This is a genomic window from Streptomyces lincolnensis (assembly GCF_001685355.1).
In the GTDB taxonomy this organism is placed as follows: domain Bacteria; phylum Actinomycetota; class Actinomycetes; order Streptomycetales; family Streptomycetaceae; genus Streptomyces; species Streptomyces lincolnensis.
The window spans coordinates 3,834,657-3,860,759 of record NZ_CP016438.1 but is presented as its reverse complement, the minus strand read 5'-3'; the positions used below and the strand labels follow the sequence as shown (position 1 = coordinate 3,860,759).

23 protein-coding genes and 1 tRNA gene are annotated in these 26,103 nt (G+C 72.8%); 9 read left to right on the top strand and 15 right to left on the bottom strand.

Features of this window, described 5'->3' with window-relative positions; translation table 11 throughout:
- Positions 1–311: 311 nt before the first annotated feature.
- On the bottom strand, positions 312–1,718 hold the full coding sequence (locus SLINC_RS17020; protein ID WP_067433294.1) for an amidase: 1,407 nt from the start codon (positions 1,716–1,718) through the stop codon (positions 312–314).
- A 22-nt stretch (positions 1,719–1,740) separates the two neighbouring features.
- The gene (locus tag SLINC_RS17015) at positions 1,741–2,736 is read right to left on the bottom strand and encodes a D-2-hydroxyacid dehydrogenase (RefSeq protein ID WP_067433291.1); all 996 of its coding nucleotides are present in this window, start codon (positions 2,734–2,736) and stop codon (positions 1,741–1,743) included.
- 205 nt (positions 2,737–2,941) lie between these two features.
- Here SLINC_RS17015 and SLINC_RS17010 point away from each other — a divergent pair, with 205 nt between their 5' ends.
- From SLINC_RS17010 to SLINC_RS17000, 3 genes are all read left to right on the top strand, one after another.
- On the top strand, positions 2,942–3,754 hold the full coding sequence (locus SLINC_RS17010; RefSeq protein ID WP_067433287.1) for a maleate cis-trans isomerase family protein: 813 nt from the start codon (positions 2,942–2,944) through the stop codon (positions 3,752–3,754).
- A 3-nt stretch (positions 3,755–3,757) separates the two neighbouring features.
- Positions 3,758–4,489, top strand: coding sequence for a maleate cis-trans isomerase family protein (locus tag SLINC_RS17005; RefSeq protein WP_067433280.1), 732 nt, complete (start codon positions 3,758–3,760; stop codon positions 4,487–4,489).
- 249 nt (positions 4,490–4,738) lie between these two features.
- Entirely contained in the window at positions 4,739–5,833 is a 1,095-nt protein-coding gene (locus SLINC_RS17000; RefSeq protein WP_067433271.1) for an LLM class flavin-dependent oxidoreductase, read from the top strand.
- 21 nt (positions 5,834–5,854) lie between these two features.
- On the opposite strand, the gene SLINC_RS16995 is transcribed toward SLINC_RS17000, so the two are convergent.
- Complete coding sequence (locus SLINC_RS16995; RefSeq protein ID WP_067433270.1) at positions 5,855–7,696, bottom strand: putative bifunctional diguanylate cyclase/phosphodiesterase; 1,842 nt, start codon at positions 7,694–7,696, stop codon at positions 5,855–5,857.
- A 282-nt stretch (positions 7,697–7,978) separates the two neighbouring features.
- On the opposite strand from SLINC_RS16995, the gene SLINC_RS16990 reads away from it, so the two are divergent.
- Positions 7,979–9,388 (top strand): M6 family metalloprotease domain-containing protein, encoded by a 1,410-nt coding sequence (locus SLINC_RS16990; RefSeq protein WP_067433269.1) that lies wholly within the window; start codon positions 7,979–7,981, stop codon positions 9,386–9,388.
- A gap of 216 nt (positions 9,389–9,604) precedes the next feature.
- Here the strand turns inward: SLINC_RS16990 and SLINC_RS16985 are convergent.
- The 7 genes from SLINC_RS16985 to SLINC_RS16955 all read right to left on the bottom strand — a co-directional run bounded on the left by SLINC_RS16985 (position 9,605) and on the right by SLINC_RS16955 (position 15,871).
- Positions 9,605–9,678 (bottom strand) — tRNA-Lys (locus SLINC_RS16985).
- Positions 9,669–10,259 carry a bifunctional DNA primase/polymerase gene (locus SLINC_RS16980; RefSeq protein WP_067433267.1) on the bottom strand — a complete coding sequence of 197 codons (591 nt, stop codon included), beginning with the start codon at positions 10,257–10,259 and terminating at the stop codon, positions 9,669–9,671. The genes SLINC_RS16985 and SLINC_RS16980 overlap by 10 nt, the downstream gene beginning before the upstream one ends.
- Positions 10,260–10,377: 118 nt before the next feature.
- A complete protein-coding gene (locus SLINC_RS16975) occupies positions 10,378–10,746 on the bottom strand; it encodes a hypothetical protein (RefSeq protein WP_067433265.1) in 369 nt (122 codons plus the stop codon).
- Between the two features lie 122 nt (positions 10,747–10,868).
- Positions 10,869–12,206, bottom strand: a complete 1,338-nt coding sequence (locus SLINC_RS16970; RefSeq protein WP_067433261.1) for an AAA domain-containing protein — start codon at positions 12,204–12,206, stop codon at positions 10,869–10,871.
- On the bottom strand, positions 12,203–13,798 hold the full coding sequence (locus tag SLINC_RS16965) for a hypothetical protein (protein WP_067433258.1): 1,596 nt from the start codon (positions 13,796–13,798) through the stop codon (positions 12,203–12,205). Before SLINC_RS16965 ends, SLINC_RS16970 begins: the two co-directional genes overlap by 4 nt.
- The gene (locus SLINC_RS16960; RefSeq protein WP_067433255.1) at positions 13,789–14,934 is read right to left on the bottom strand and encodes a hypothetical protein; all 1,146 of its coding nucleotides are present in this window, start codon (positions 14,932–14,934) and stop codon (positions 13,789–13,791) included. Before SLINC_RS16960 ends, SLINC_RS16965 begins: the two co-directional genes overlap by 10 nt.
- Entirely contained in the window at positions 14,885–15,871 is a 987-nt protein-coding gene (locus SLINC_RS16955; protein ID WP_067433252.1) for a phosphatase PAP2 family protein, read from the bottom strand. Before SLINC_RS16955 ends, SLINC_RS16960 begins: the two co-directional genes overlap by 50 nt.
- A 207-nt stretch (positions 15,872–16,078) precedes the next feature.
- Between SLINC_RS16955 and SLINC_RS16950 the strand changes: the two genes are divergently transcribed.
- Entirely contained in the window at positions 16,079–16,678 is a 600-nt protein-coding gene (locus SLINC_RS16950; RefSeq protein ID WP_067433249.1) for a histidine phosphatase family protein, read from the top strand.
- 105 nt (positions 16,679–16,783) lie between these two features.
- Here SLINC_RS16950 and SLINC_RS16945 read toward each other — a convergent pair whose 3' ends face one another.
- Complete coding sequence (locus tag SLINC_RS16945) at positions 16,784–18,256, bottom strand: hypothetical protein (protein WP_067433246.1); 1,473 nt, start codon at positions 18,254–18,256, stop codon at positions 16,784–16,786.
- A 266-nt stretch (positions 18,257–18,522) separates the two neighbouring features.
- Here SLINC_RS16945 and SLINC_RS16940 point away from each other — a divergent pair, with 266 nt between their 5' ends.
- Both SLINC_RS16940 and SLINC_RS16935 read left to right on the top strand, forming a co-directional pair.
- Positions 18,523–18,909 carry a hypothetical protein gene (locus SLINC_RS16940; RefSeq protein ID WP_067445433.1) on the top strand — a complete coding sequence of 129 codons (387 nt, stop codon included), beginning with the start codon at positions 18,523–18,525 and terminating at the stop codon, positions 18,907–18,909.
- A gap of 46 nt (positions 18,910–18,955) precedes the next feature.
- Positions 18,956–19,822: a spermidine synthase gene (locus SLINC_RS16935; RefSeq protein WP_067433243.1), complete on the top strand. Its 867-nt coding sequence runs from the start codon at positions 18,956–18,958 to the stop codon at positions 19,820–19,822.
- A 1-nt stretch (position 19,823) separates the two neighbouring features.
- On the opposite strand, the gene SLINC_RS16930 is transcribed toward SLINC_RS16935, so the two are convergent.
- On the bottom strand, positions 19,824–20,309 hold the full coding sequence (locus SLINC_RS16930) for a hypothetical protein (RefSeq protein ID WP_067433240.1): 486 nt from the start codon (positions 20,307–20,309) through the stop codon (positions 19,824–19,826).
- A 111-nt stretch (positions 20,310–20,420) separates the two neighbouring features.
- On the opposite strand from SLINC_RS16930, the gene SLINC_RS16925 reads away from it, so the two are divergent.
- Together SLINC_RS16925 and SLINC_RS16920 are read left to right on the top strand one after the other, a co-directional pair.
- Positions 20,421–21,140, top strand: coding sequence for a response regulator transcription factor (locus SLINC_RS16925; RefSeq protein ID WP_067433239.1), 720 nt, complete (start codon positions 20,421–20,423; stop codon positions 21,138–21,140).
- A complete protein-coding gene (locus SLINC_RS16920) occupies positions 21,137–22,537 on the top strand; it encodes a sensor histidine kinase (protein WP_067433238.1) in 1,401 nt (466 codons plus the stop codon). Before SLINC_RS16925 ends, SLINC_RS16920 begins: the two co-directional genes overlap by 4 nt.
- Before the next feature lie 63 nt (positions 22,538–22,600).
- On the opposite strand, the gene SLINC_RS16915 is transcribed toward SLINC_RS16920, so the two are convergent.
- From SLINC_RS16915 to SLINC_RS16905, 3 genes are all read right to left on the bottom strand, one after another.
- Positions 22,601–24,061, bottom strand: a complete 1,461-nt coding sequence (locus SLINC_RS16915) for a GH1 family beta-glucosidase (protein ID WP_067433235.1) — start codon at positions 24,059–24,061, stop codon at positions 22,601–22,603.
- 100 nt (positions 24,062–24,161) lie between these two features.
- Positions 24,162–25,070, bottom strand: coding sequence for a carbohydrate ABC transporter permease (locus SLINC_RS16910; RefSeq protein WP_067433232.1), 909 nt, complete (start codon positions 25,068–25,070; stop codon positions 24,162–24,164).
- A gap of 11 nt (positions 25,071–25,081) precedes the next feature.
- On the bottom strand, positions 25,082–26,098 hold the full coding sequence (locus SLINC_RS16905) for a carbohydrate ABC transporter permease (RefSeq protein ID WP_067433229.1): 1,017 nt from the start codon (positions 26,096–26,098) through the stop codon (positions 25,082–25,084).
- Positions 26,099–26,103 lie beyond the last annotated feature (5 nt).

Below are 26,103 nucleotides of genomic sequence, written 5' to 3'. Positions count from 1 at the left end.
GACGCCGACCCGAGGGCGTTCCGGCGGCCGTGGCGGTCCCCGCCGGGCCTGACCGGATAGGCCAGGTAACCCGCCGGGACCGTCCGGGAGTGGGGAAGGGGCGCGCGTCCCTGGAGTCGGCCCACGGCCTCCGGTGCGTCCCGGGCCCGTTCCGGAGGCGGACCGCTCCTCTTCCCGGGGGCCGGCTCTGCCTTCCCCTGGTGGGCGCGCGGGTCGTCAGGCCCCTCGGCCACGGGTCCCCGGGCGCAGGGCCGAGGTGGCGGCCCTGCTCACCGACCCGGCGTAGGTGGCTCGTGTCCCCGACGTCGACCCTAGGGCGTACCGGCGGCCGTGGCGGTCCCCGCCTCGTACAGTGCGTGTGCCGCTCGCAGGACGAGGTCGTCCCGGTGCCGGGCGGCCACCAGCTGCAGCCCCACCGGCAGCCCGTCGCCGTCCGTGCCCACCGGCACGGAGGCGGCCGGCTGCTGGGTCATGTTGAAGGGGTACGTGAACGGCGTCCACCCGGTCCAGCGCCGGTGCCCCGAGCCCTTGGGGACCTCGGTGCCCGCCTCGAACGCCGTGATCGGCAGGGTGGGGGTGACCAGCAGGTCGTAGGAGTCGTGGAAGCGGCCCATCCGGCGGCCCAGCTCCATGCGGACGTCGACCGCGGCCAGGTAGTCGAGGGCGCTGTACCGGGCGCCCCGGTCGCAGATCTCGCGCAGGCCGGGATCCAGCAGCTTCCGCTGGTGCGGGCCGAAGGCCTGGGTCACCCGGGCCGCCCCGCTGAACCACAGGGTGTGGAAGGCCTCCACCGGGTCGGTGAAGTCGGGGTCCGCCTCGGTGACGTACGCGCCGAGTTCCGCGAGCCGCTCCACCGCCCGCCGTACCGCCGCCGCGACCGCCGGCTGCACGGCCACCTGGCCGCCGAGGGAGGGCGAGTAGGCCACCCTCAGGCCCCGCACCCCCTGCGACAGCCCCGCCGAGAAGGCGCCCGTGACCGGGCCGAGCGCCGACCAGTCCCGGGAGTCCGGGGCGCCGATGACGTCGAGGAGCAGCGCCGCGTCCGCCGCGTCCCGGGTCATCGGGCCGACATGGGCGAGGGTGCCGAAGGCGCTCGCCGGGTACAGCGGCACCCGGCCGTAGGTGGGCTTGAGCGCGAAGATCCCGCAGAACGCGGCCGGTATCCGGACGCTGCCGCCGCCGTCGGTGCCGAGCGCGAGCGGTCCCGCGCCGAGTGCCACGGCCGCCGCCGCGCCCCCGCTGGAGCCGCCCGCGGTCCGGGTCGGGTCGTGCGGATTGCGGGTCACCCCGGACAACGGCGAGTCCGTGACGCCCTTCCAGCCGAACTCGGGGGTCGTGGTCTTGCCGAGGAAGACGGCACCGTGCTCCCGCAGCCTCGCCACGGAAGGGGCGTCCTCCTCCCAGCGGCCCCGCTCGGACACCGCCCTGGACCCCTTCAGCGTCGGCGCCCCGCGCAGCAGCAGGATGTCCTTCACGGTGACCGGGACGCCGTCCACCAGCCCGGCCGGCTCACCGCGCCGCCACCGCTCGGCCGACGCCCGCGCCTGCTCCAGGGCCTCGTCACCGAGCAGCCGTACGAAGGCGTTCACCTGCGGCTGGATCCGTTCGGCCCGCTCCAGGGCCGCCCGGGTCGCTTCCACGGGGCTGAACTCGCCCTTGCGGTAGCCGTCGACGAGTTGTAGGGCGGTCAGTTCGGTGAACTCCGTGGACTCGGCCATTGGCGCGCCTCCCGTAGGACGATCAGTGTCCGGGTACATACCCCCGTTGTTTGTCGACCACGTTCGGAAGTGATCTGCCCGCCTCCCAGCGCTCGTACAACTCCACGAACTGGGAGCCGAGTTCGTCCCGCCAGCCGACGACGTCACCGCTCATGTGCGGGGACACGATCAGGTTCGGGACCTGCCACAACGGGCTGTCGGGGGTGAGCGGTTCGCGCTCGAAGACATCCAGCGCGGCCCCCGCGATCCACCGCTTGTCCAGCGCGTCGACCAGCGCGTCCTCGACGACCAGCTGCCCCCGCCCGACGTTCACGAACCGCGCGGAGGGCTGCATCACGCCGAAGCGGCGGGCGTCGAACATGCCGTACGTCTGCTCGGTGAGCGGTGCCGCCGAGATCACCCAGTCCGCGCGGGCCATCAGCCGGTCGAGATCCTCGGGGCCGTGGATGCCGGTGCGCGGGGTGCGGCCGACCAGGGCGGTGGTGATGCCGAGCGCCTTCAGGGAGGCGACGATCGCGCGCCCGATCGGCCCCGACCCGACGACACACGCGCGCGTGCCGGCCACCCGCTGCGACTCGCGGTGCCGCCAGGTCCGCTCCCGCTGCAACTCCCAGGTGCGGGGCAGGTCCTTGGCCATCGTCAGGACCAGCGCGGCGACGTACTCGGCGATCGGCTGGTCGAAGATCCCGCGGGCGTTGGTCACCACCGTGTCGGAGGCGGCCAGCTCGGGGCACATCAGATGGTCCACGCCCGCGCTCGCGGTGTGCACCCAGCGCGGCCGCGGCCCCTCGCCCGGCCAGGCCGCCCGCACCGCGTGCGAGGTGAAGTCCCACACCAGCAGCACATCGGCCGACGGCAGCCGCTCGGCGAGCGTCGAGGCGTCTGCGTGCTCGATCCGGGCCCGCCCGGTCAGCTTCCCGAGGCGGGGCGGCGGCTCGGCGTCGAGCACGAGAAGCGTGGGCACGGAGGCGGGGACAGCGTGGGAGGAGGGCGGGGGACCGGTTTCGGGCGAGGTCATACGAGAACCATTCGGAAGCCGTTTCTGCATCTGGTGACGGCGTCTGACGTGGGCGGACACGACGGGGTCACCGGAGTGTGACGCGGGCGTGACAAGCGCGGATTGACCACGCTCGCACCCGAACCTACCTTCGTCAACACGGGCGTGCGTACGGTCCGTTGCCTTCCCGTCTCTTACCGTGAGGCCGGTGCCTGCCATGAACCCCATGGACATCACTTTCCTCGGAGGCCCCCGCCCTCAGCGCGGTGTCGGCGTCGTCGCTCCTTTCGACTTCGCCCTCGACCGCGAACTGTGGCGCTGGGTCCCGGACGAGGTCTCCCTCCACCTGACCCGGACGCCGTACGTCCCGGTCGAGGTCAGTCTCGATCTCGCCCGCCTGGTCAGCGAACACGAGACACTGCACGAGGCGGTACGGACCCTGACCGCGATCGCCCCCGAGGTCGTGGCCTACGCCTGCACCTCCGGCAGTTTCGTCGGCGGGATCGCCGGGGAACGCGCGATGTGCGAGGCGATGACCCGGGCGGGCGCCCTGCCCTCGGTGACGACGTCCGGGGCGCTCCTGGACGCGCTGGCGGAACTCGACGTACGCCGGGTCGCCCTGGTCACCCCCTACACGGTGTCCGTCACCCGCGCCCTGGAGGAGTACGTCGCCGAGGCGGGCGTCACCGTCACCGGGTGCGCCTACATGGGCCTGACCCGGCACATCTGGAAGGTCCCGTACCGGGCGGTCGCCGACATGGCCCGGCAGGCGGTGCGGGGAGCGGCCGACGCGCTGTTCATCAGCTGCACCAACCTGCCGACCTACGACGTCATCCCCCAGCTGGAGGCGGAACTGCGGATCCCGGTGATCTCGGCCAACCAGGTGACGATGTGGGCGGCGCTGCGCCGACTGGGTACCCGAGCGGTGGGGCCGTACCAGGCGCTGATCGATCCGGCGGCGCGGACCGGTCCCGTACTGCCGGAACAGCTTCCGGGCATGCCGAAACTGCCGGACGAAGAGCAGCAGCAGGAAGGCTGAGACATGACAGCACTGGGATTCCTCTATCCGGGCCACTCCGCCGAGGACGACTATCCACGCATCGAGCAGCTGCTCGGGAGCGACATCCGGCTGGACCTGGTGCACACCGACATCGGCGAGGACGCCCACCGGGTCGACGCCCTCCTCCAGATGGGCTCGGCCGAGCGCCTCGCCGCGGGCGTCGAACAACTGCGCATGGCGGGCGCCGAGTCGGTGGTCTGGGCCTGCACCTCCGGCAGCTTCGTCTACGGCTGGGAGGGCGCCCACGAACAGGTCCGCACCCTCGCCCGTACGGCGGGCATGCCGGCCTCCTCGACCTCCTTCGCCTTCGTCCACGCGGCGCGCGAGATCGGCGCGGGCCGGGTGGCCGTGGGCGCCACCTACCCCGACGACGTGGCCGGGCTCTTCGCGGAGTTCCTGCGCGCGGCCGGGATCGAGGTGGCCGGCGTCCGCCCCTCCGGGATCATCACGGCGGCGGAGGTCGGCACCTGGGGCGAGGAGGAGGTCTTCGCCCTGGCCCGCGCCGCCGACGCGCCCGAGGCCGACGCGCTCCTCCTCCCCGACACCGCCCTGCACACCGCCGCCCACATCCCGGCCCTGGAGAAGGAACTCGGCAAGCCCGTCCTCACCGCGAACCAGGTCACCGTCTGGGAGGCCCTACGCCTGGCCGACCGCCGCGTGAACGCTCCCGCTCTGGGGGCGCTGTTCACACGGGAGCCGATCGTCCAGGCGTAGCGCTCCACTGGGGGTGCCGCGCCAGGTCGTCGGTCGGCTGCTGCGGCGTCGTGGCTGGTCGCGCCCGCGCGGCGGAGCCGCATATCGACGCAGCCCCGCGCCCCTTTCGGGCGCTGCCGCGCCCAGCGGACGTCGCTCACCCCGCTGGGCGCGCAGCCTCGTCCAACTCCAGCGCGTGCCGGAATAAACGGAGAGTGCCTCCTGTTACGGGTGCGAGGAGACCGTACGGCCCACCACAGGAGGCACCACGTGACCACAACGGCAGACGAGATCCGGGGCACGACCCACGGCACCGCCCCCGTCCCCCTCTCCGTCCTGGACCTGGTCACCGTCGGCTCCGGCAGTACCGCCACCGACGCGCTGCGCACCAGCGTCGCCCTGTCCCGGCTCGCGGAGTCGCGCGGCTTCCACCGCTACTGGGTGGCCGAGCACCACTCGATGCCGGGCGTCGCCTCCACCTCGCCGGCCGTGATCCTCGCGCACCTCGCCGCCCACACCGACCGCATCCGGCTCGGCTCGGGCGGCGTGATGCTGCCCAACCACGCCCCGCTCGTCATCGCCGAGCAGTTCGGCACCCTGGAGGCGATGGCCCCGGGCCGCGTCGACCTCGGACTCGGCCGCGCCCCCGGCACCGACGGCGCCACCGCCGCCGCCCTGCGCCGCACCGACCGCCTGGGCGAGGGCGCCGACGACTTCCCCGAGCAGCTCGCCGAACTCGTCCGCTTCCTCGACGACGACTTCCCCGACGGCCACCCCTACCGCCGTATCCACGCCGTACCCGGCCCGGTCCAGGCCACCTCGCCCGGCGGTGTGCAGTCGCCGCACCGCCCGCCGGTCTGGCTCCTCGGTTCCTCCGGCTTCAGCGCCCGCCTGGCCGGCTCCCTCGGCCTGCCCTTCGCCTTCGCGCACCACTTCTCGGCCCAGAACACCATCCCGGCCCTGGACCTGTACCGGGAGTCCTTCCGGCCCTCCGCCGCGCTGTCCGAGCCGTACGCCCTCATCGGCGTCTCCGCCCTCGCCACCGAGGACGAGAAGGAGGCCCGCCGCCAGATCATGGCCGCCGCGCTCAACATGGTCCGCCTGCGCACCGGCCGCCCCGGTCTCGTCCCCACCCCGGAGGAGGCCGAGGCCTACGCCTTCAGCCCGATGGAGCGCGAGTTCGTCGACTCCTGGAACGCCAACGTCGTCCACGGCACCGCCGACGAGGTCCGCTCCGGCCTCGACGACCTCCGCAAGCGCACAGGCGCCGACGAGCTGATGATCACGAGCAACGCCCACAGCGGCGAGCTCCGCCTGCGCTCCTACGAACTCATCGCGGACGCCTACGGACTGCCGACGGCCTGACGGTCAGACCCGACCTGACGGTCAGACCCGGACCGCCAGCATCCCGGAGATACGATCCGGCGGCACCGGCCGCGAGTACAGCCACCCCTGGCCGGTGTCGCAGCCGATCCGCCGCAGCCGGGCGGCCTGCGCCGAGGTCTCCACGCACTCGGCGGTGACGGTCAGCCCGAGCCGGTGGGCGAGCTGGATCATCGCCTCGACGACGACCTCGTCGGCCGGGTTCGGCGACACGGCACCGGCCCCGTCCCCGTCGGCGTCGTCGGACTTGTCGTTCTCGTACTGGAACCCCCGGACGAACGAGCCGTCCAGCTTCAGCACCGACACCGGCAGCCGGCTCAGATACGCCAGGTTCGAGTAGCCGGTGCCGAAGTCGTCGATGGCGATGTGCACACCCATGTCGCTGAGGTCCTGCAAGGCCTGAAGGGGCCGGCCGGCCGAGCCCATCACCGCCGACTCGGTCAGCTCCAGCTGCAAAAGATGCGGCGCCAGGCCCGTCTCCGCGAGGATCTCCGCCACGTCGGAGACCAGATCGGAGTCCCAGACCTGACGGACCGCCACGTTCACGCTCACGAAGAGCGGCGGCTCGTCCGGGTGCTCCAGCTGCCAGCGGCGGGCCTGACGGCAGGCGGTGGCCAGGACCCAACGGCCCAGCGGCACGATCGAGCCGTCCTCCTCCGCCAGTCCGATGAACCGATTCGGCGTCAGTACGCCGAACTGAGGATGGTTCCAGCGGACCAACGCCTCCACCCCCCGCACCCGCCCGTCCTCCATGCCCACCAGCGGCTGGTACTCCAGCGCGAACTCGCCGCGCTCGATGGCCGGACGGAGCGTGGAGGCCAGCGCCTGACGGGTCATGCGGTGCGCGTTGCGCTCCGGGTCGAAGAGCGTCCAGCGGGCCTTGCCGTCGGCCTTCGCCCAGTACAGCGTGGTGTCGGCGGCCTGCATCAGACCGGTCGCGCTGGTGCCCACGGCCTGCCGCTCCACCACCCCGATCGACGCCGACACCGACAACCGCTGCCCGGACAGGTCGAACGGCGCCTGCACGGCCTTCAGTACGGTCTCGGCGAGATCGGCGAGCTGCTCGGTACCAGTGGAGTCCTCCACGAGGAGCGCGAACTCGTCGCCACCGAGCCGGGCCACCAGCGGGACGCTCGCCCGGCCCTGCCCCGCCTCGTCGGCGCAGCGCGTGAGGCGGTCGGCCACCGCGGCCAGCAGCCGGTCGCCGACGCGGTGCCCGAGGGTGTCGTTGATCGCCTTGAAGCCGTCCAGGTCGAGGTAGCACAGCCCGACCCGTCCGGTGCCGCCCTGCTCGTAGGACTCCGCCTCCAGCGCCACCGACAGCCGCTCGAAGAACAGGGTGCGGTTGGGCAGCCGGGTCACCGGGTCGTGCATCTGCAAGTGCCTGAGGCGGGCCTGGAGTTCGCGGCGCGCGCTGATGTCGGTGACGGACAGCAGGACGGTGCCCGGCCCGTCCCCGGTGAGCGGGGCGATCCTGACCTGCACCCACAGGGACGTGCCGTCGGGGTGCTTGAGCCGGCGGGTGCAGCGCAGCCGGGCCTGACGGCCGCGCAGCACCTCGCGGTAGGCGTGCCAGACGCGGGCGTCGGAGGTCAGATCCACCAGATCGGCGGCGACCCGGCCGGCCAACGCGTCCGGTGTGCTGCCCATGAGGTCCCCGAGCGCCGTGTTGGCGCCGACCACCAGTCCCTCCGGGTCGACCACCGCCATGGCGACCGGTGCGGCCGCGAAGGCCGCATGATAAGTCACCGGCTCCGTACCGGAAGACGTGCTGGTATCACTCTCTGTGACGGCGGACCGGTCGAGGTCTGCCGCGGGCGTCGGCCCTTCGGACGTTGCGCTCACCGTCGCTCCCGCAGTGCACTCGATCGCTGTCCGGCAGGAAAGTGTGCCGATCATAGAGGCTGCCCCAAGGCCCTTCCAGCCACTAACCAGTGTCGCGGACCAACCGGCGCTTCTGACAGATCGTTTCTGCCCGCACCTGCGCGGGCTTCTACAGGCCCCTGACCAGTTGTGACGTTCCGTGAGCGATTCGGGGGTGTCGCTTCTGACGGTCCCTCGGCTCTCTCACTCGTCTGGTGCAGATAAACAGGGCTTAGTACGACAAACTCACACAATCTGGGTGCGGTGTCCCGTGAACCGCTCCCGGAGGTCCCTGTGCCGCGTCCGTTTCCGCGCCCCCGACTGCGCAGCACGGCGGCCGTGTTCACCACTCTGTCGGCCCTCGCGGCCACCTCCCTCGTGACCGGCCCCTCGGTCGCCGAACCGTTCTCGACCACCGCCTGTGCCCTCAAGCGCACCGACGCCCACCACTCCGAGGGTCTCGACACCTGGAACGCGGCCTATCCGCGACCCACCCGCTCCCTGAACGCGGTGATGGTCTTCCTGTCCTTCCCGGACGCGGCCCCCCGGATCACCCCCGCCCAGCTGGCCGCCGACCACTTCCCGGCCACCACCCGCTACTTCGAGCAGGCCTCCTACGGCAGGTTCGCCCTGCGCGCGCATCCGCTGCGGCACTGGATCCGCATGCCGCGCCCCTCCACGTCGTACGCCATACAGCGTGACTGGAACGCGACGCACCGCGCCGCCTATCTGCGCGACGCGCTCGCCGCGGCCGACGGGCGGATCGACTTCTCGCGCTACGACGTCGTCTACTTCGTCGCCGACCCGGACGCGCCCGGCGTGGACTCGGACGCCACCAAGGTGGTGAACCTGGACGCCCCGCTGCGGGCCGACGGCACGGACATCCGGCGGGTGGTCACGGTCTTCGAGCAGCACCCGCCGGACCGGCTGGTGCTGGCCCACGAGACAGGGCACGTCTTCGACCTGCCGGACCTGTACCACCGGCCGGTGGACGGCAAGGGCGACTGGGACACCTACGTCGGTGACTGGGACCTGATGGGCAGCCAGTTCGGGCTGGCCCCCGACCTGTTCGGCTGGCACAAGTGGAAGCTCGGCTGGCTCCAGCAGCGGCAGGTGGCGTGTCTGCGGGAGCGCGGGCCGACACGGCTGACACTGGAGCCGCTCGCCGCCGGGCCCGGCGCCCCGGCCGTGGGACTCGCCGGGACGCGGTCCTTCGGCGGCACGGCGGCGCACGGCGGGGCACCGGCATCCGACGGGTCGGTCGCATCCGACGGGTCTGCGGCCTACGGCGGGGTGCCTGCCTTCGGCGGGACGCCGGCCTTCGGGCTGGGCGGCGGCACCAAGCTCGCGGTCGTCCGCACCGGACCGGAGAGCGTCCTAGCCTTCGAGGCGCGCGGTCCCGTGGGCAACGACACGGACGCCTGCCGGCCCGGCATCCTCGTCTACCGGATCAGCGGCTCGGCCGAGTCCGGCCGCGGCCCGGTCGAGGTCATCGACGCCCATCCCCACACCGACGCCTGCTGGGAGAACTCCGTCTACCCACCCCTCGCCGACGCCCCGGTCGCCCTCGGCGAGAGCTTCACGATCCCGGACGACGACGTCCGCGTGGAGGTGGAGGGACGGACCGTGTCGGGGGCGTGGACTGTGAAGATCACGGTGGGCCGGTCCCGGTAGCGAGCGCGCGGTTCCGGTGGCAAGCACGAAGGAAGCCCCTCGCTTCCGCGAGGGGCCTCACCTGTCTGTGCGCCGCCAGGGACTCGAACCCCGGACCCGCTGATGCTGCATTCCCCGGGGGGTAACCCCCGGACCCCCAGCCGCCTGTGCGGCACCGGGAAGAACCCGCGCCCATGGCGAAGGCCCCCCGCACTTGCGAGGGGCCTTACCTGTCTGTGCGCCGCCAGGGACTCGAACCCCGGACCCGCTGATTAAGAGTCAGCTGCTCTAACCAACTGAGCTAGCGGCGCCTGCTGACGTCGTAGACCTTAGCACCCTGATCGGCGGGAGGAAAAATCGATATCCGCACGGCTGCGCGGGCCGCTCGGACGGCTGCCCAGAGCACGATTTCGGGGCCCGGCAGCCAGGGGTGACGGGTGTCCGGGGCGACCAGCCAGCGGGAGTCGGGGCGGGTGTGGGAGGGGGTGTCGGCGGCAGTCGGGGCGGGGAGGGTCACCGCGTCGCCGGTGCCGTGGCACAGCAGCGGCGGGATCGCGCCGGTGCGGCCGAACTCCTCCCAGTGCAGCAGTGACGGCAGCCGCTGGGCCGTACCCGGCGCGGCGAACAACAGCATCCGGCCCCGGAACACCGCCACCGGCCCCGACCCCGGGCCCTCGTCCCACAGCCGGTCGAGCATCCGGCGGCCGAAGATCGCGGGCGCGCCCACGACGTCGAACGCGGTGCCGCAGGGCAGGACGACCGGGGCGTCCGGACGTTCCTCCCAGAGGGCCCGGGTGCTCCGCGGATACGTTCCGGCGGAGGCGAGCCAGGCCGCGCCGTCCGCGGTGACGCCGGAGACGTCGCAGTGCTGCTCATCCCGTGTGTTGCTCATGGCATATACGTGTACGCGCTGTGAGCATCCCGTTTCCCAGGGTTGCCGAAAAACCGGACGGGAAGGGGGCAGAGGGGGTATCTTGCACCGCTGGCATATGCCATGGCCAGTGTCGGCTCTACACCGGATCGGCCGACCCGAGGCCCTCCGCGCCGCCGCGCAGCAGGTCACGGCCGAACTCGACCATCTTCTTCGCGTAGTCCTCGGTCCACTCGGCCCGCTCGGCGATGTCCGCCGTCGTCAGCCGGTCGAAGCGGCGCGGGTCGGCCAGCTGGGCCGCCGCGATCGCCTGGAACTCCACGGCACGGTCGGTCGCCGCGCGGAAGGCGTGCGTCAGCTCCGTCGCGCGGGACAGCAGGGCGCGAGGGTCGTCGATCGACTCCAGATCGAAGAAGTGCTCCGGATCGGCAGCGGCCTGCGCTGGCTCGAAGAGCAAGGGCGCGGGGCGCAGCCGCGGTTCGTTCCGACGCGGCGTGGGCTCCGCCATGTCTTCTCCTCCTCGTGGGTCACGGGTGAGTGGGCCACCGTCCATTGTCCCAAGCCCGCGCAAGGGGGCCGGGTGCCTCCGGCGGTCTCAAGGTTTCCGACCGCTGTGATGTTCCCCGCCGATCACCCCTGCCACGCCACCTTGTGCTCGGCCAGTTTCGCCAGCACGGCGTGGTTCGCCTCCCACCCGTCGGGGAACTTCACCAGCGTTCCCAGCTGGACCGGTTCCGTGGAGGGGTAGTCGTCCAGGAGGTCGGTCACGCCCGCGCGGCAGACCACGATGCAGGCGTGGCGGTGGCGGGAGGCCAGGACGCACAGGCGGCCGGTCTCCAGGTGGAAGGCGGTGGCGTCGGGGCGGCCGGAGAGGGGGTGGAGGACGACCGTGACGTCGAACTCGCGGCCCTGGAGACGGTTGGCCGTGTCGACCGTGACGTCCGCCACGCCCAGCTCGGCCAGCGCCGCGCGGACGGCCGCCGCCTGGTCCCGGTGGGCGGTGCCGACGGCGATCCGGTCGGGCGTCAGCGGCGTGGGGTCGGGGGAGCGCTCCGAGACCGCCGCACCACCCCGGTCCAGCAGACGTCGTACGACGGCCGCCACCGCGCGTACCGCCTCCGGGTCCGTGCGCGGGGTGTGCCGGGCGGGCAGCTCCAGCAGGCCCCAGCCGGACTCCGCCGCCTCGTCGATCACGCGGTCGGGTCCCGAGCCGTCCGACGGGACGCCGAACGACAGCCGGCGGTCGCCGTGGTCCGTGCCGCTGCGGAAGGGGGTGAACGGGTAGAAGGCGTCCGAGACCAGGGGCGCCGCCGACGCGGGGAGCCGCCAGGACACCGGCAGGCGGTGCTGCGGCAGCTCGGGATTGTGCGCGAGCAGGGTCGTCACCGCGGAGGCGGAGGGGTCGTACGACAGGCCCGCCCACTGCTCGCTGCCAACGATCGCGAACGGGTCCAGCTGGCCCGGGTCGCCCACGAACAGTGCCCGCTCGAACAGCCCGGCGACGGCGAGCAGCGCGTCGGAGCGCATCTGGTAGGCCTCGTCGACGATCGCGTGCCGCCAGGGCTCGTTCACCTTGACGTGCCCCCACTTGGCGGCCGTCGAGATCACCACCGCGAGCCCGGCGAGATCGGCGGCCTTGGCCGACTTGCGGACGTTCGGCAGGTCGTCGAGCGCCTTGTCGTACGGGTCGGTGTCACTGCTGTGCAGTCGCCCCACCGGCAGCTCGGGGTTCTTCTCGGCGAGCCGCAGGACGAGGTCGTCCACCTGCGCGTTCGTCTGCGCGACCACCATCAGCGGGCGCCCGGCGTCGGCGAGTTCGAGTGCGGCGCGGACGACGAGCGTGGACTTGCCGGCGCCGGGCGGGGAATCTACGACGACACCGCGGTGGGTGCCGTGCAGGGTGTCGTGGAGGATCGCCCCGGTGGCCCGGCCGGCCTCGGCGCCGGGGTCGAAGGCCCGGGTGGTCACAGGACGTCCTCCGCGGTCAGGGGATCGGCGCTTTCCGGTACGGCGTCCGCCTCGCCGGGCGGACCGCCATGGGTCCAGGGGGTGTCCTCCGGGTCGGGCAGCTTCGCGCCGCCGCGCTGTTCGTGCTCGAAGAGCGTGAAGCAGACCCGGTCGCCCTTCTCCGGCACGGACCCGGGCTCCGGCTCCTTGCCGCGGCCCATCTTGTCCATGATCCGCAGGACGAGAATCCCCTCGTCCTCCTGCCCGGCGAACTCCGCCGCCTGCGGCTTGCCGCCCAGCGAGCGGTACACCCTGGCCCGCTCGCCCAGATGCGGCCGGTCGTCCGTGCGGACGGTGACCAGCGGGCGGGGGCTCGGCCGCCTGCCCTCGCTGTACGCCATGACGACATCCGTGACCTCGCCCGTGAACGCCTCACCGGACAGCCGCCGCCCGGCCATCACCAGCGGGTCGTCCAGGGCCTCCTGGGCCTCCAGACGGGCCTGTTCGCGCTCGCGCGCGGCGAGCTTGTTCGCGGCGGTGACCGCGTCGTCGCGGCGCGGCTGCGGGGGTTCGCCGGCCAGGACGCGGTCGCGGTGGGCGGTGAAGGACCAGCGGTCGCGGGTCCACCGCTCCTCGACGTGCGTGCCCTCCGGCAGCGCCCGCAGCAGGTCCAGCCCCCGCCACACCGCGTCCCAGGTGGGCCGGGTCCGGCTCTCGACCAGCTCCCCGAGCTCACGCTCGGCCGCGGTGAGGATGCCGAGCCGGTCGTCGGCCTCCAGACCGTCCTCGGCGGCGGCCAGGGCGGTGCGGGCACGGTCGTAGCGCTCGATGGCCGGGGCGAGGAGCTTGTTGTCGAAGGCCGGGTCGGTGGCCGGTCCCGCGGGCGGGCACAGCAGCTGGCCTTGGGCGTCCCGGGTCAGCTCCGCGTCCAGCGCGGCCTCGGCGCCGGACCTCCCCTCGGGCGGGTCGATCCAGGCGAGCAGCGCGCCCAGGTGCTGGTCCTCCAGCGTGGACTGGCCGGTCGCCCAGTGCCGGGCCAGCAGGTCCGTCATGGCCGGCAGCAGCGAGGAACCCGGCACCCGGGCCCGCTCCCCGAAGTGGGTCAGCCACCGGCCGAGCAACGGCAGCCGCGGTGGCGCGGGATACGGCGTCTCCGGGTCCTGCTCCGCCGTACGCCGAAAGCGCAGGGAGCGGCCCAGCAGCCGGACGAACTCCACGCCCGCGCGGCTCGGCACGATCAGCTGCGGGGCGTCCGAGCACAGCTCGACCTCGACCTTGACCCGCTTGCCGGTCTCCGGGTCGGTGTCGGTGCGCTCGGCGGCCTCGACGGACTCGGCGTACCCGTCGATGTAGGGCAGGACGACATCGGCGAGGTCGGCGAGGAACGCGAACCTGAGGTCACGGTCGCGCGGCTGCGGTACGGCCAGCAGGCGCGGCGCGTCCCGGTCGGTGCCCACCAGCGCGCCCAGCGGGGCGCCGGCCTCACCGGCGGTGGTGAGCGGCACGAGGACGAGCGGCCGCTCGGCGAGATGCCGGTGCCGGACGGTGGCGGCGGGCTGTGCGCGGCCACTGCTGACGGCTTCGAGACGGGCGAGCGTGGAGATCAGCGACATGCCAGGGCCCCCGAGGAGTCCGACCCGGCCGTACCGAGTGCTTCCGCCCGCAGTTCCGCCGCTCTGCGCAGCGCGGCCACCGCCGGGTCGTCCGGGTCGCCGGCCTCTCCGCGAGCCGCCGCCAGGACGTCCTCGACGGTGGTCAGGCCGCCGAGTTCGGCGCGGACCGAGCGGCCGAGGGAGGTCACCGCGCCGGCCGTACGGGAGCGGTCGCGGCAGTGGAAGGCCAGCTCGCAGGCGGACAGGCACTCGGGCGCGTAGGCCGCGGGCACCGACTCGACCGCGGCCGTGAGGTCCGCGGCGGGCAGGTCGGGGGAGAAGCAGGTGCCCTCGGGCAGGGCGTCGGCGATGTCCTCGAGACGGGTCAGGCGGGTCAGCTGGCGGGCGGTCACCGCGCGCTGCTTGCGGATGTCGACGGCGGACGCGGCGGGCAGGTTGGAGAAGTCCTTCGGGCAGACCAGCAGGACGTGGTGCCGCACGCGCGGGGCGGGATCCAGACGGGCGGCGACCTCCTCCAACGCCAGGACGTACACCGCGGCCTGGCGCGCGGCCGCGCCCACCTTCGCCGGGTCCGCCGAACCGTCCAGCATCGGGAAGGACTTGATCTCCACGACCGTCCAGCTGCCGTCCGGATGCACGACCACCGCGTCCGGCTCCAGGAAGGCGGGGGAGCCCGCGACGTCGAGCGCCAGCATCGGATGGTCGAACAGCGCCCACGCGCCGGCCGCGGTGGCCTCCCGCAGGGCGAGCGCGGTACGGGCCGTGCGCCCCTCGGGGCCGATCGCGGTGAGGTCGGGCACCTGGGCCCCGGCCGGCGGCTCGGCGCCCCGGTCGAGTTTCTCGTGCACCAGGCGCAGCAGCTCCGCGCCGCCGTCGGACTTCACCCGGGCCTCGAAGGCGTTGCCCCGGGTCAGGGCGAACTGCGACTGCCCGAACGCGGACGGGGCGCCCAGGGCGCTCGCCAGCGTCGTCTTGTTCACCCCGGCGCCGTCGAGGATCGCGCGCCGCTCGCACCCGGGGTTGGCGGCGAGTGCCGCCAGGGCACGCGCGTCCAGCGCCTTGGCAGGGACGTCGGGGCCGCGCAGCTCAGCGAGCCGGTGCCGGAGCGCCGTCTCCCGCTTCCGCGGGGGAGGCACTGGGCTCGGCCCCGTCGGGGAACCGTGACTCGCGCTGCCGTGGAAAGTGCTCACCCGCGGAAGTCTGGCATCCGCCACTGACAATTGAGGCGGTTGCGCCGTGAGAGCCCACCGGGACCGGAGCGGTCGCGCCGGGCGAGCCCCCCGTGAGGCCCGCGACCCGGGCCCGCAGCCGCGCCCCGGCCCGCTGCGCGGTCCGCGTGACGTACGGCGTGAGCAGCAGGCCGACACCCATCACGGCCGCGCCCGCGACCGCGTCGAGGAAGTAGTGGTTCGCGGTGCCCATCACCACGATCGTGGTGATCAGCGGGTAGAGGACCGCCGCGGTCTTCGTCAGCGGCGACCGCCCGTACTTCCACAGGATCACACCGCACCACAGCGCCCAGCCCACGTGCAGGCTCGGCATCGCCGCGTACTGGTTCGTCATACCGCCGAGACCCCGCGGGGCGCTGGCCTCGCCTCCCCACCAGCCGTACGAGCTGTACTGGGCCATCGTGTCCACGAAGCCGTGGCTCGCCGAGAGCAGGCGCGGCGGACAGGTCGGGAGCAGGGTGAAGCCGACCAGGCCGATGAAGGTGGACGTCATCAGCCAGGTGCGGGCCGCCCGGTAGCGCACGGCGTGCGACCGGAACAGCCAGATCAGGACGGCGGGCGTGACCACGTAGTGCAGCGAGGCGTACCAGAAGTCGGCCGGGACGCCGAGCCACGCCTCCCGGGTGAAGAGCCGGTTGAGCGGGTGCTCCGCGTTGAGGAACAGGAACTTCTCGACGCGCAGGATCGCCAGGCCGTGGTCGACGGCGGTGGTGACGTCACCCCGGGCCAGCAGGCGGCCGGCCGAGTAGCAGGCGTAGACCAGGAGGATCAGCGGCAGCTCGGTCCACCAGCGCAGCCGAATTCGCGGGGCCGCCTCGATGCCTGGTGTCTCGGTCTGCGGCATCCGATCGCCCTCCCCCTTCTCTCGCGCGCGTCCGGTGGTGTCCGTCCGGTCGTGCCACTTTACGGCGTGTGCGGCGCTTCCCCGTGGAGCGCCCCCGGCCCTTGAAGACGCAGAGATCGCCCACCGGGTTGCCCCAGGCGGGCGGTGTCTCGGCGTGCGCGATGATGGAAGGGTTCCGCTTCTGCCCTCTCCCGGAAGGGTCCCTTCATGGCACCGCGCATCCTGCTGGCACGGCACGGACAGACCGCGTGGTCGCTGTCCGGCAAGCACACCGGCAGGACCGACGTACCCCTCCTGGAGGAGGGCCGCAGAGGCGCCAAACTACTCGGTGAACGGCTGCACCGCGCGCCGTTCGACGGTCTTGCCGGGGTGGAGATACGCACCAGCCCGCTCACCCGCGCGCGGGAGACCTGCGAACTCGCCGGGTTCGGAGAGCGCGCGAGTACCTGGGACACGCTCATGGAGTGGGACTACGGCGCCTACGAGGGCATGACCCCGCAGGAGATCCAGGCCGTCCGGCCCGGCTGGCTGATCTGGCGCGACGGCGTCCCGGAGGGCGAGTCGCTCGCCGAGATCACCGCGCGCGCGGACGAGGTCGTCGCCTGGGCCCGCTCGGCCGACCGGGACGTGCTGGTCTTCGCCCACGGACACATCCTGCGGTCCATCGGCGCCCGCTGGCTGGGCCTGCCGATCGACTTCGCGGCCCGGATCCGACTGAACCCGACATCCCTGTCCGTACTGGGCTGGGCCTACGGTGATCCGGCGATCGAGAGCTGGAACGACCTGGGCCACCTCGTCACGGACTGACCGCGGTGCGCGAAGGCGTGCACAGTCCGGGTCCCGTGTCTCGGTGGGGCCGGGGCTCATAGCCGTAGAGCCGCCGTGGAGCCGCCATAGAGCCGTCGTCGGGGTTCACGCCGTGCGGCGGAGGCCCGCGTGGCGGTCCAGGAACGTGGAGACTCCCGAGGCGCGTCGGTGGGGGAGCAGCACGCGTGCCGTGGCCGCGAGCATCGACTGGATGCGCGAGGACTGGACCTCGCCCAGCAGGTCCAGTACCCGCATCCCGGCCGCCGCGGCCTCGTCGGGACGTCCGCCCCGGGCGAGATCGTCGGCCAGCTCGGCCGTGTACAGCGCGATGTTCCGCGTGAAGTGCGGGTCTTGGAGGTGGGCCGCGCGTCCCGCGTGCCGGGCCGCGCGTTCCCAGTCGCCCAGCATGGACCAGCACTGCGCCTCCAGCCCCTCCAGCTCGGCCTCGCCGTAGAAGCTCATCCACTCGGGGTCGGCGTCCGAGCGGCCCCGGTCGAAGAGGACCTGAGCGCGGACCAGTGCCTGTTCGCAGCCGGTGCGGTCGGCGAGCCCGGCCCAGCCACCCGCCTCACGCAGTGCCAGCAGTGACATCAGCCGGGCGGACCCCAGGGGCCGCGCGACGCGCTGAGCGGCCTGCGCGGCGCGCACCGCCTCGCGGGGGCGCCCGGCGTCGCGCGCGAGGAACGCCGTATTGCAGAAGGCGTGCGCCTCCAGGGCCTCGTCGCCGCTCATCCGGGCGGTGGCGAGCGCCTCCGCGTAGTGCGAGCGGGCGTCGTCGAAGCGCCCCGAGTCATGGGCCAGCCAGCCCACGGAGATGGCCAGTTCACCGGCGCCGGAGTGCAGCCGGTCGGCGGTCGCCGCCCGCCGGGTCACTCTGGCGTCCAGCAGCGCGTACGCGGCGCGCAGCGGAGACGCCGCGCGCCGGTAGAGGCCGTCCGCGCCGTGCCGGTCGTCGAGCAGCCGGATCCTGCGGACGGCCTCCTCCAGCGCGCCCACCTCGCCCGAGCCGACCCGCCGGACGGAACTCCCCACGGCGACGGCCTCGGGGGCGAGCCCCAACGGGCCCATGGAAGCGGCGGCCACCGTGGCGCCCCCGCCGGTCATGAATGCGCGACGCAGCACGTCGCTCTCCTCGTAGTTGTCGTACGTCTCGTACGGGCCCTGTGTGCCGTACGGGTCCTGTCTGTCCTGCGTGTCATACGGCTCGTGCGCCCCAGGTGTCTCACCGGCCGCGCACGCCGGGCTCATGGCGCGAGCCGGGGGCGCGTCCTCGGACGCGCGCGTCCGGCGCCCGCGGACGGACGAGCGGGACGCGAACCCGAGGTCGGTGAGCGTGCGGCCGGGGAACATGTGCAGGAACACCCGTTCGTACGCGTAGTTGGGGCAGCGGATCTCACCCGCCTCGACGCGCCCGACATAGCGCGCGTCGCAGCTGACCCGCTCACCGATCTCGCGAGCGGCACGCCGTACCGCCGCCGCGAACTCGGCCGGCGAGCGCTGTCCGCGCAACTGCCGGAACACGAGGTTCGGCTGTGGTGGTCTGGCGGGCTGGGACGAGGTCACCGTTGACGACGTCATGGCCGGGTCCTCTCATGCGAACCGTCGAACCATGCCGGAACCGGGGTGGATTCGGCATGAGTTGTCCCTGTGACACCCTGTTTCCGGCGGGCAAGAACGTACCCGCTGTGTCCGACCCGCCACACGGGGTTTGGCTACAAACCGGATATCTCATCCGTGATCCGCCATGAACTGCCATCCTTTGCGGCGGACTTGCGCCGTAGCCGTTGACGCGGACGGGCGTTGAACCCATCGCAGTCGGACGAGGGTTCCTTGTGGAGGCCGCGATGGAGATCAACCAGAGCGTCGATCCTTGTGCGCAGGTGTCCTGTGACGTGGTCACGGTGCCGACGCGTCACGGCCTGGAGGCCGTCGACATCCTGCGGCGGGGGGTGGGCGAGGCGGTGGGACCCGTGCTGCACGACGACGGGGGCATGACCTTGGGGTTCCTGGTGCCACCCGGGACCGCCGCCGCGTGGGACGTGCCGGGCAGCACCTGTACGGAGACCGAGGGGCGCGGGATCGGACTGAGCCCCGAGCCCGGACCGCCCGTCCAGGGGGCCGACTGGCTGCTGCCCCCGGGCGATGCCGACCTGGCGACCGACCCGGCGGTGCTGCGGGCGGCGTTGGGCGAGGCGGCCCGGTTGATCGAGGCGGCCGACAACTGCCGCTGACCCCCCTCGCTGGGCCGACCTCCTCGCGGCGCCGGATAATGGCGCCATGGGAAAGTCCAGGAGCGGGCGGCGGCAGGCGGCTGCCGAGGCCGTCGTCGAACCGGTCGACGGCGGGCTCGCCGAGCTGATGCCCGACCGGGACCGGGCCAGGGCCTGGACGCTCCTGGTCGACGGGGCCCCGCAGTCGCACGTGGACCTCGACGACCCGGCGTATCTCTCGTTCGAGTACCAGCGGCGGCTCGGCCATGTCATCGACCTGGTGGCCCCGCCCGGCAGACCCGTGCAGGCCGTGCACCTCGGGGGCGGTGCGCTGACCCTCGCCCGGTACCTCGCCGCGACCCGTCCGCGCTCCACCCAGCAGGTCGTCGAGCGCGACGCGGCACTCGTCCAACTGGTCCGCAGGCAGCTGCCGTTGGACCCGGGTGCCCGGATCCGGGTCCGTTCCGTCGACGCCCGTGAGGGCCTCACCAAGGTGCCCGACGGCTGGGCCGACCTCGTCATAGCCGACGTGTTCAGCGGGGCCCGCACCCCCGCCCACCTCACCTCCACCGAGTTCCTCGACGAGGTCCGCCGGGCGCTGAAGCCGGGCGGCTGCTACGCCGCCAACCTCGCCGACGGCCCGCCGCTGGCCCATCTGCGCGGCCAGATCGCCACCGCGGCGGCCCGCTTCCAGGAGCTTGCGCTCATCGCCGACCCGACCGTCCTGCGGGGCAAGCGCTTCGGCAACGCGGTGCTCGTCGCCTCCGACCGGCCGCTCCCCGTCGCCGAACTCACCCGCCGCGCAGCCTCCGACCCGCACCCGGGCCGCGTCGAACACGGCAGGCAGCTCACCGACTTCACGGGCGGAGCCGTACCCGTGACGGACGCGGCGGCGGTCGCCTCACCGGCCCCGCCCCCGTCCGTCTTCCGGTGACTCAGTAGGTGCCGATCTCCACGCGCGGCGGCCCGTCGTGCCAGGTGCAGAACACCGACACCCGGTCCGCGCCCGAACTGAACTCCACCCGGATCCACGACTCGGTCTTCCACACCTGCATCGACCAGCCGGTGCCGGGCGTCGCCGACACGAGCGTCGCGGAGGTCCTGCCGAGGTCGAAGACCGCGCGTCCGCCGTCGGTGTCGTAGCTCTTGACCTGGCCCGACGCCGTGGGGGAGGGGGTGGCTGTGGCTGTGGGCTTCCGGCTGGGGCTCGCGGAGGGGGTGGCCGACGGGGTCGGCCGGGGCGTCGGCGACGGCAGTGGCTTCGACTCCTGCGTGGTCGCGTCGGCCGCCGTGATGGGCAGGGCGCGTGGCGGGTCGTACGCCGTGCCCGTCATCACCGTGTGGACGCCCCACCACGACAGCGTGACCGCCGCGCCCGTGGCGAGCAGCCAGGCCAGTAGGTGTACGAGTCCTCTGCGCATCGCGGGCCATACTGCCTCACGCGTCCCACGGGTGTCGTGCCTCTGTCCACAGGGACGAAGTTGTCCACAGGCCCCGGATGCGGCTCTCCCGCATGGCGTACGGTGCGGCGCATGGCAAGTGTGCTCGTGGTCGAGGACGACCAGTTCGTACGCTCGGCGCTCATCCGGCACCTGACCGACGCCTCGCACACCGTGCGCAGCGTCGGGACGGCACTGGAGGCGCTGCGCGAGGTCGCCCACCTCCGTTTCGACGTGGTGATCCTGGACCTCGGTCTGCCCGATCTGGACGGGGCCGAGGCGCTGAAGATGCTGCGCGGCATCACCGACGTGCCCGTCATCATCGCCACCGCCCGCGACGACGAGACGGAGATCGTCCGCCTGCTGAACGCGGGAGCGGACGACTACCTGACCAAGCCCTTCTCCGTCGAGCACCTGTCGGCACGCATGGCGGCCGTCCTGCGCCGGTCCCGCACCGCCGTCGGCGAGGCCGCCTCGGACTCCGTGCTCCGCGTCGGCGGCCTGACCGTGGACCCCCTGCGCCGACAGGCCGCACTGGACGGCGTACGACTGGACCTCACCCGCCGCGAGTTCGACCTGCTCGCCTTCCTGGCCGGCCGCCCCGGTGTCGTCGTCCCGCGCAGAGAGCTGCTCGCCGAGGTGTGGCAGCAGTCCTACGGCGACGACCAGACCATCGACGTCCACCTGTCCTGGCTGCGCCGCAAGCTCGGCGAGACGGCCGCACGGCCCCGCTATCTGCACACGCTGCGCGGTGTCGGCGTGAAGCTGGAGCCGCCCGTGCCGGATCCGTCGGGAGCGGAGCCGGCCCCATGAGGTGGGCCCTGGTCAAGGTCTGCCTGGCGGTCACCACCATGGTCGTGGTGGCCTTCGCGATCCCGCTCGGGCTCGTCATCAAGGAGATGGCCAGGGACCGTGCCTTCTCGGGCGCCGAGCGGGAGGCCGCCGCGGTCGCCCCGGCGCTGTCCATCACCACCGACCGCGACCAGCTCGAACGGGTCGTCGCCTCGGCGGGCTCGGACGCCGGGATGGCCGTGCACCTACCGGCCGGCGACGACACGAAGGCCGTGGACCTGGGACGGCAGCGCGCCGCCGACGCGGACATCGCGACCGTGCGCCGGCTCGGCCGGGCCTCCACCACCGAGGTGTCCGGCGGCTCCACCCTGCTCCAGCCGGTCGCGCTGAGCTCCGGCGAGATCGCCGTCGTCGAGGTCTTCGTGCCCGAGTCCGAGGTCACCAACGGCGTCGCCACCGCCTGGGCGGTGCTCGCCGCGGTCGGGGCCGCGCTGGTCGTCGGCTCGGTCGCGGTCGCCGACCGGCTGGGCGTACGGATGGTCCGGCCGGCCCGGCGGCTGGTCGAGGGCGCGCACGAACTGGGAGAGGGGCGGCTGGGCGCGCGGGTGCCCGAGGACGGGCCGACGGAACTGCGGCTGGCGGCGGTCGCGTTCAACTCCATGGCCGACCAGGTCGTACAACTCCTGGCGAACGAACGGGAGTTGGCGGCCGACCTGTCTCACCGGCTGCGCACCCCGCTGACCGTGCTGCGGCTGAACGCGGCCTCGCTCGGGGACGGTCCCGCCGCCGAGCAGACCCGGGAGGCGGTCGCCCAGCTGGAGCGCGAGGTCGACGCGATCATCCGTACCGCCCGGGACGCCAGACCGCGGACCGCCGCGGCCGGACCGGGCGCCGGGTGCGACGCGGCCGAGGTGGTCCGCGAGCGGATGGCGTTCTGGTCGGCGCTGGCCGAGGACGAGGGCCGCAAGTGGCGGATGGCCGGCGCCGACCGCCCGGTGCGCATACCCGTCGCCCGCGCCGACCTGGCCGCCGCCCTCGACGCCCTCCTCGGCAATGTCTTCCGGCACACCGCCGAGGGCACCGCCTTCGCCGTCGACCTGCACAACGGCGAGGACGCGGTCATCGTCCTGGTGTCCGACGCAGGCCCCGGCATCCCCGACCCGGCGGCGGCGATGGCCCGCGGCCGCGGCTCCGGCACCACCGGCTCGACCGGCCTCGGCCTCGACATCGTCCGCCGCCTCGCCGAGTCCACGGGCGGCGACGTCCGCCTCGGCTCCTCCGTCCTCGGCGGCACGGAGGTGCGGATCTGGATCCAGCTGGACGGGCGTGAGCACGCGCCCGCCCGACGAGGACACCGGGCGACCATGCGGCGCCGTCGGCGCGGTGCGGCCATGGCCCCGCCCAGGACACCGAAGTAGCCGGGGCGCGGCACGTCCCCTCGGCGTGCCGCGCCCCGTCCCCCGGATCCCCCTCGGAGGTGGTCAGTCGGTCGTGGCCAGCGGCGGCAGCTCCGTGTGGACCGGCGGGAGCGTTCCCGTGCGGGCCGCCTGGGCGTACCAGTGGGCGCTGGACTTGGGGGTGCGGTCGAGGGTGGTGTAGTCGACGTAGACCGCGCCGAACCGCTTGCCGTAGCCGTAGGCCCACTCGAAGTTGTCCATCAGGGACCACAGGAAGTAGCCGCGGACGTCCGCGCCCTCCGCGATGGCGCGGCGCACCGCCCTGAGGTGGCCGTGCAGGTAGGCGATCCGCTCCGGGTCGTGGACGCGGCCGTCGGGGTCGGGCTTGTCGTCGTAGGCCGCGCCGTTCTCGGTGACGTAGAGGGGCAGGCCCGGGGCCTCCCTGGCGTAGCGCATGATCAGGTCGTGAAGGCCCGTCGGGTCGATCGTCCAGCCCATCTCCGTGCGCTCGCCCGGCGTCTGGTGGAAGGCGACGTCGTCCGCGCCCGGCCAGGGGGAGGCCTCGCTGGAGCCGTGGCCGTCGGCGCGCGGGCCGTCCGCGTGCGGGTCCGCCGCCGAGACGAGCGTCGGCGTGTAGTAGTTGAGGCCGAGCGCGTCCAGCGGCTGGTTGATGGCCTCCAGGTCGCCGTCCAGGACGTAGGACCAGTCCGTGAGCAGCTCCGTCGCGGCGAACAGCGTCTGCGGGTACGCCCCGTGCAGGATCGGACCGTGGAAGACCCCGTTGGCCAGGTCGTCGATCTTCCGCACCGCCGCCAGGTCCGCCGGGTCCGGCGAGAGCGGCCTGACCACCGAGGAGTTCAGGCTCACCGCCACCGAGTTGCGGGCCGGCATCACCGAACGCAGGGCGGTGGTGCCCAGACCGTGCGCCAGGTTCAGGTGGTGCGCGGCCTTCAGGGAGGCCGCCGGGTCCGTACGGCCGGGCGCGTGGACACCCGAGGCGTAGCCCAGGAAGGCGCTGCACCACGGCTCGTTGAGCGTGATCCACTGCTCCACCCGGTCGCCGAGCGCCTCCCCGACGATCTGCGCGTACTCGGCGAACCGGTACGCCGTGTCGCGCTCCGGCCAGCCGCCCGCGTCCTCCAGTTCCTGCGGCAGGTCCCAGTGGTACAGGGTGGCCGCGGGCTTGATCCCCACGGACAGCAGCTCGTCGACGAGACGGCGGTAGAAGTCCAGGCCGCGCTGGACCGCCGGGCCCCGCCCGGTCGGCTGCACCCGCGACCAGGAGATCGAGAAGCGGTACGCGTTCAGGCCCAGGTCCGCCATCATCCGCACGTCGTCGCGGTACCGGTGGTAGTGGTCGACAGCGATGTCACCGTGCTCACCGCCCGCCGTCCGGCCCGGCGTATGGCTGAAGGTGTCCCAGATGGAGGGCGTACGGCCGTCCTCCCGCACCGCCCCCTCGATCTGGTAGGCGGAGGTCGCGGCGCCCCAGAGGAAGGCGGGGGGAAACGTCACCGGCGTCACCGGCGATTCGGACTCAGGCATGGAAGCGCTCCCATAGGTGGTCGTGAAGACCGACGGGTGGATGGGGAGGGGGGAGACAGGGGCCGAGGCGGCGGTGGCTCGGCCCCCGTGAGAAACGGGCTCAGCCCTTGACGGCGCCCTGCATGATGCCGCCCACGATCTGCTTGCCGAAGATCGCGAAGACGATCAGCAACGGCAGCGTGCCCAGCAGCGCGCCCGCCATGATCAGGGACTGGTCGGGCGTGTAACCGCTGCCCAGACCCGCGACCGCCACCTGCACGGTCGGGCTGCCGGTCTGGGTGAGCACCAGGAAGGGCCACAGGAAGTCGTTCCAGGTCTGCACGAACATCAGCATGCCGAGGACGGCCATCGCCGGACGCGCGGTCGGGAACACCACGTGCCACACCACGCGCCAACTGCTCGCGCCGTCCACCCGGGCCGCCTCGATGATCTCGTCGGGCAGGGCCTGGAGCAGGTACTGCCGCATGAAGAACACACCGAACGCGCTCACCAGCGACGGCAGGATCACCGCCTGGAGCTGGTCGGTCCAGTCCAGCTCGGCGACCATCATGTACAGCGGGACGACCTGGAGCTGCGGCGGCACCATCATGGTGCCGATCACGATCAGCATCAGGGCGCCCCGGCCCCGGAACTTCAGCTTGGCGAAGGCGAATCCGGCGATCGTCGACAGGAACACGATGGTCAGTGACGAAACGCCCGCCACGATCGTGGTGTTGAAGAACGCCTCACCCAGATTGGCGTCCGTCCAGGCGAGTTCGAGCTTGTCGAACAGCCCGCCGCCGAACCAGAACGGCGGCGGCGTCTGCGCCAGGCGCTGGTTGTCGCGCGAAGCGGCGATCGCCGTCCACACCAGCGGGAACAGCGATACGACGGTGAACACGCCGAGGATGATGTACGCCACCGGACCGGCGTGCATGTGCCCGCCCGCCCGTGCCGCCTTCAGCCCGCGCGAACGCTTCGGAGGCTTGGACTCCGCGTCCGCCGGGGGTTTCGTCAATGTCGTCGTCACGGCCGGTTCTCCTAACTACTGGCGCGCAACCGGCGCGAGATGACGTAGTTGACGATGCCGATCACGATCAGGATCAGGAACATCGTCCAGGCGATCGCGGAGGCGCGGCCCAGGTGCTGGTTCACCCAGCCCTGCTCGTACATGTACAGGCCGAGCGTCTGGAACTGGTGCTGGGAACCGCCGGACGCGCCCTTGTTGGCGTTGAACAGCAGAGGCTCACCGAAGAGCTGCGAGGCGCCGATGGTCGAGACGACCACGGTGAACAGGATCGTCGGGCGCAGCGAGGGCAGCGTCACATGGATGAACTGCTTCCAGCGGCTGGCCCCGTCCAGGGCCGCCGACTCGTACAGATCCTGCGGGATCGCCTGCATCGCGGCCAGATAGATCAGCGCGTTGTAGCCGGTCCACCGCCAGATCACGATCGAGGAGACGGCGAACTGCGAGGGCCACTTCTCGTTCTGCCAGTCGATGTGGTCGATCCCGACCGAGCTCAGCGCCCAGTTGATCATCCCGTAGTCGCGGCCGAAGAGCAGCACGAAGAGCAGGGAGGCCGAGGCGATCGAGGTCGCGTACGGCGCGAGCATCGCGACCCGGTAGAAGGTCGAGGCGCGCAGCCGGTAGTTGAGGATGTGGGCGATGCCCAGCGCCATCATCAACTGCGGGACGGTGGAGATGATCCCGATGGTCAGGGTGTTCTTCGCCGCGTTCCAGTAGAAGTCGTCGTCGAAGATCCGCGCGTAGTTCTTGAGGCCGGCCCACTCCATGTCGGTGGGCGCGGTCAGTTCCACGGTGTGCAGCGAGGCCCACGCCGTGTAGATCAGCGGGAACAGGCCGAACGCGGCGAACAGCAGGAAGAACGGCGAGACGAAGGCGTACGGGCTCCAGCGCACGTCCCGCTGCCAGCGCCGGGAGAGCCTGGCACGCCTCTTCGCCTCCTGCGGAGGCACCGCCTCGACGGGCGGACGGGCCGGGGCCGCGCCCCCCTCCTTGACGGGGGGCGCGGCGGCGGTGTCGTGCCGGGTGGCCATACCGG

Excerpts from the sequence above, each read along its gene's own strand:
- SLINC_RS17010 (WP_067433287.1), top strand. The coding sequence starts at position 2,942 with ATGGACATCACTTTCCTCGGAGGCCCCCGCCCTCAGCGCGGTGTCGGC.
- SLINC_RS16945 (WP_067433246.1), bottom strand. The coding sequence starts at position 18,256 with ATGACGTCGTCAACGGTGACCTCGTCCCAGCCCGCCAGACCACCACAG.
- SLINC_RS16980 (WP_067433267.1), bottom strand. The coding sequence starts at position 10,259 with ATGAGCAACACACGGGATGAGCAGCACTGCGACGTCTCCGGCGTCACC.
- SLINC_RS16930 (WP_067433240.1), bottom strand. The coding sequence starts at position 20,309 with ATGCGCAGAGGACTCGTACACCTACTGGCCTGGCTGCTCGCCACGGGC.
- SLINC_RS16940 (WP_067445433.1), top strand. The coding sequence starts at position 18,523 with ATGGAGATCAACCAGAGCGTCGATCCTTGTGCGCAGGTGTCCTGTGAC.
- SLINC_RS17020 (WP_067433294.1), bottom strand. The coding sequence starts at position 1,718 with ATGGCCGAGTCCACGGAGTTCACCGAACTGACCGCCCTACAACTCGTC.
- SLINC_RS16965 (WP_067433258.1), bottom strand. The coding sequence starts at position 13,798 with ATGTCGCTGATCTCCACGCTCGCCCGTCTCGAAGCCGTCAGCAGTGGC.
- SLINC_RS16975 (WP_067433265.1), bottom strand. The coding sequence starts at position 10,746 with ATGGCGGAGCCCACGCCGCGTCGGAACGAACCGCGGCTGCGCCCCGCG.
- SLINC_RS16920 (WP_067433238.1), top strand. The coding sequence starts at position 21,137 with ATGAGGTGGGCCCTGGTCAAGGTCTGCCTGGCGGTCACCACCATGGTC.
- SLINC_RS16925 (WP_067433239.1), top strand. The coding sequence starts at position 20,421 with ATGGCAAGTGTGCTCGTGGTCGAGGACGACCAGTTCGTACGCTCGGCG.
- SLINC_RS16955 (WP_067433252.1), bottom strand. The coding sequence starts at position 15,871 with ATGCCGCAGACCGAGACACCAGGCATCGAGGCGGCCCCGCGAATTCGG.
- SLINC_RS17005 (WP_067433280.1), top strand. The coding sequence starts at position 3,758 with ATGACAGCACTGGGATTCCTCTATCCGGGCCACTCCGCCGAGGACGAC.
- SLINC_RS16935 (WP_067433243.1), top strand. The coding sequence starts at position 18,956 with ATGGGAAAGTCCAGGAGCGGGCGGCGGCAGGCGGCTGCCGAGGCCGTC.
- SLINC_RS16905 (WP_067433229.1), bottom strand. The coding sequence starts at position 26,098 with ATGGCCACCCGGCACGACACCGCCGCCGCGCCCCCCGTCAAGGAGGGG.
- SLINC_RS16950 (WP_067433249.1), top strand. The coding sequence starts at position 16,079 with ATGGCACCGCGCATCCTGCTGGCACGGCACGGACAGACCGCGTGGTCG.
- SLINC_RS17015 (WP_067433291.1), bottom strand. The coding sequence starts at position 2,736 with ATGACCTCGCCCGAAACCGGTCCCCCGCCCTCCTCCCACGCTGTCCCC.
- SLINC_RS16915 (WP_067433235.1), bottom strand. The coding sequence starts at position 24,061 with ATGCCTGAGTCCGAATCGCCGGTGACGCCGGTGACGTTTCCCCCCGCC.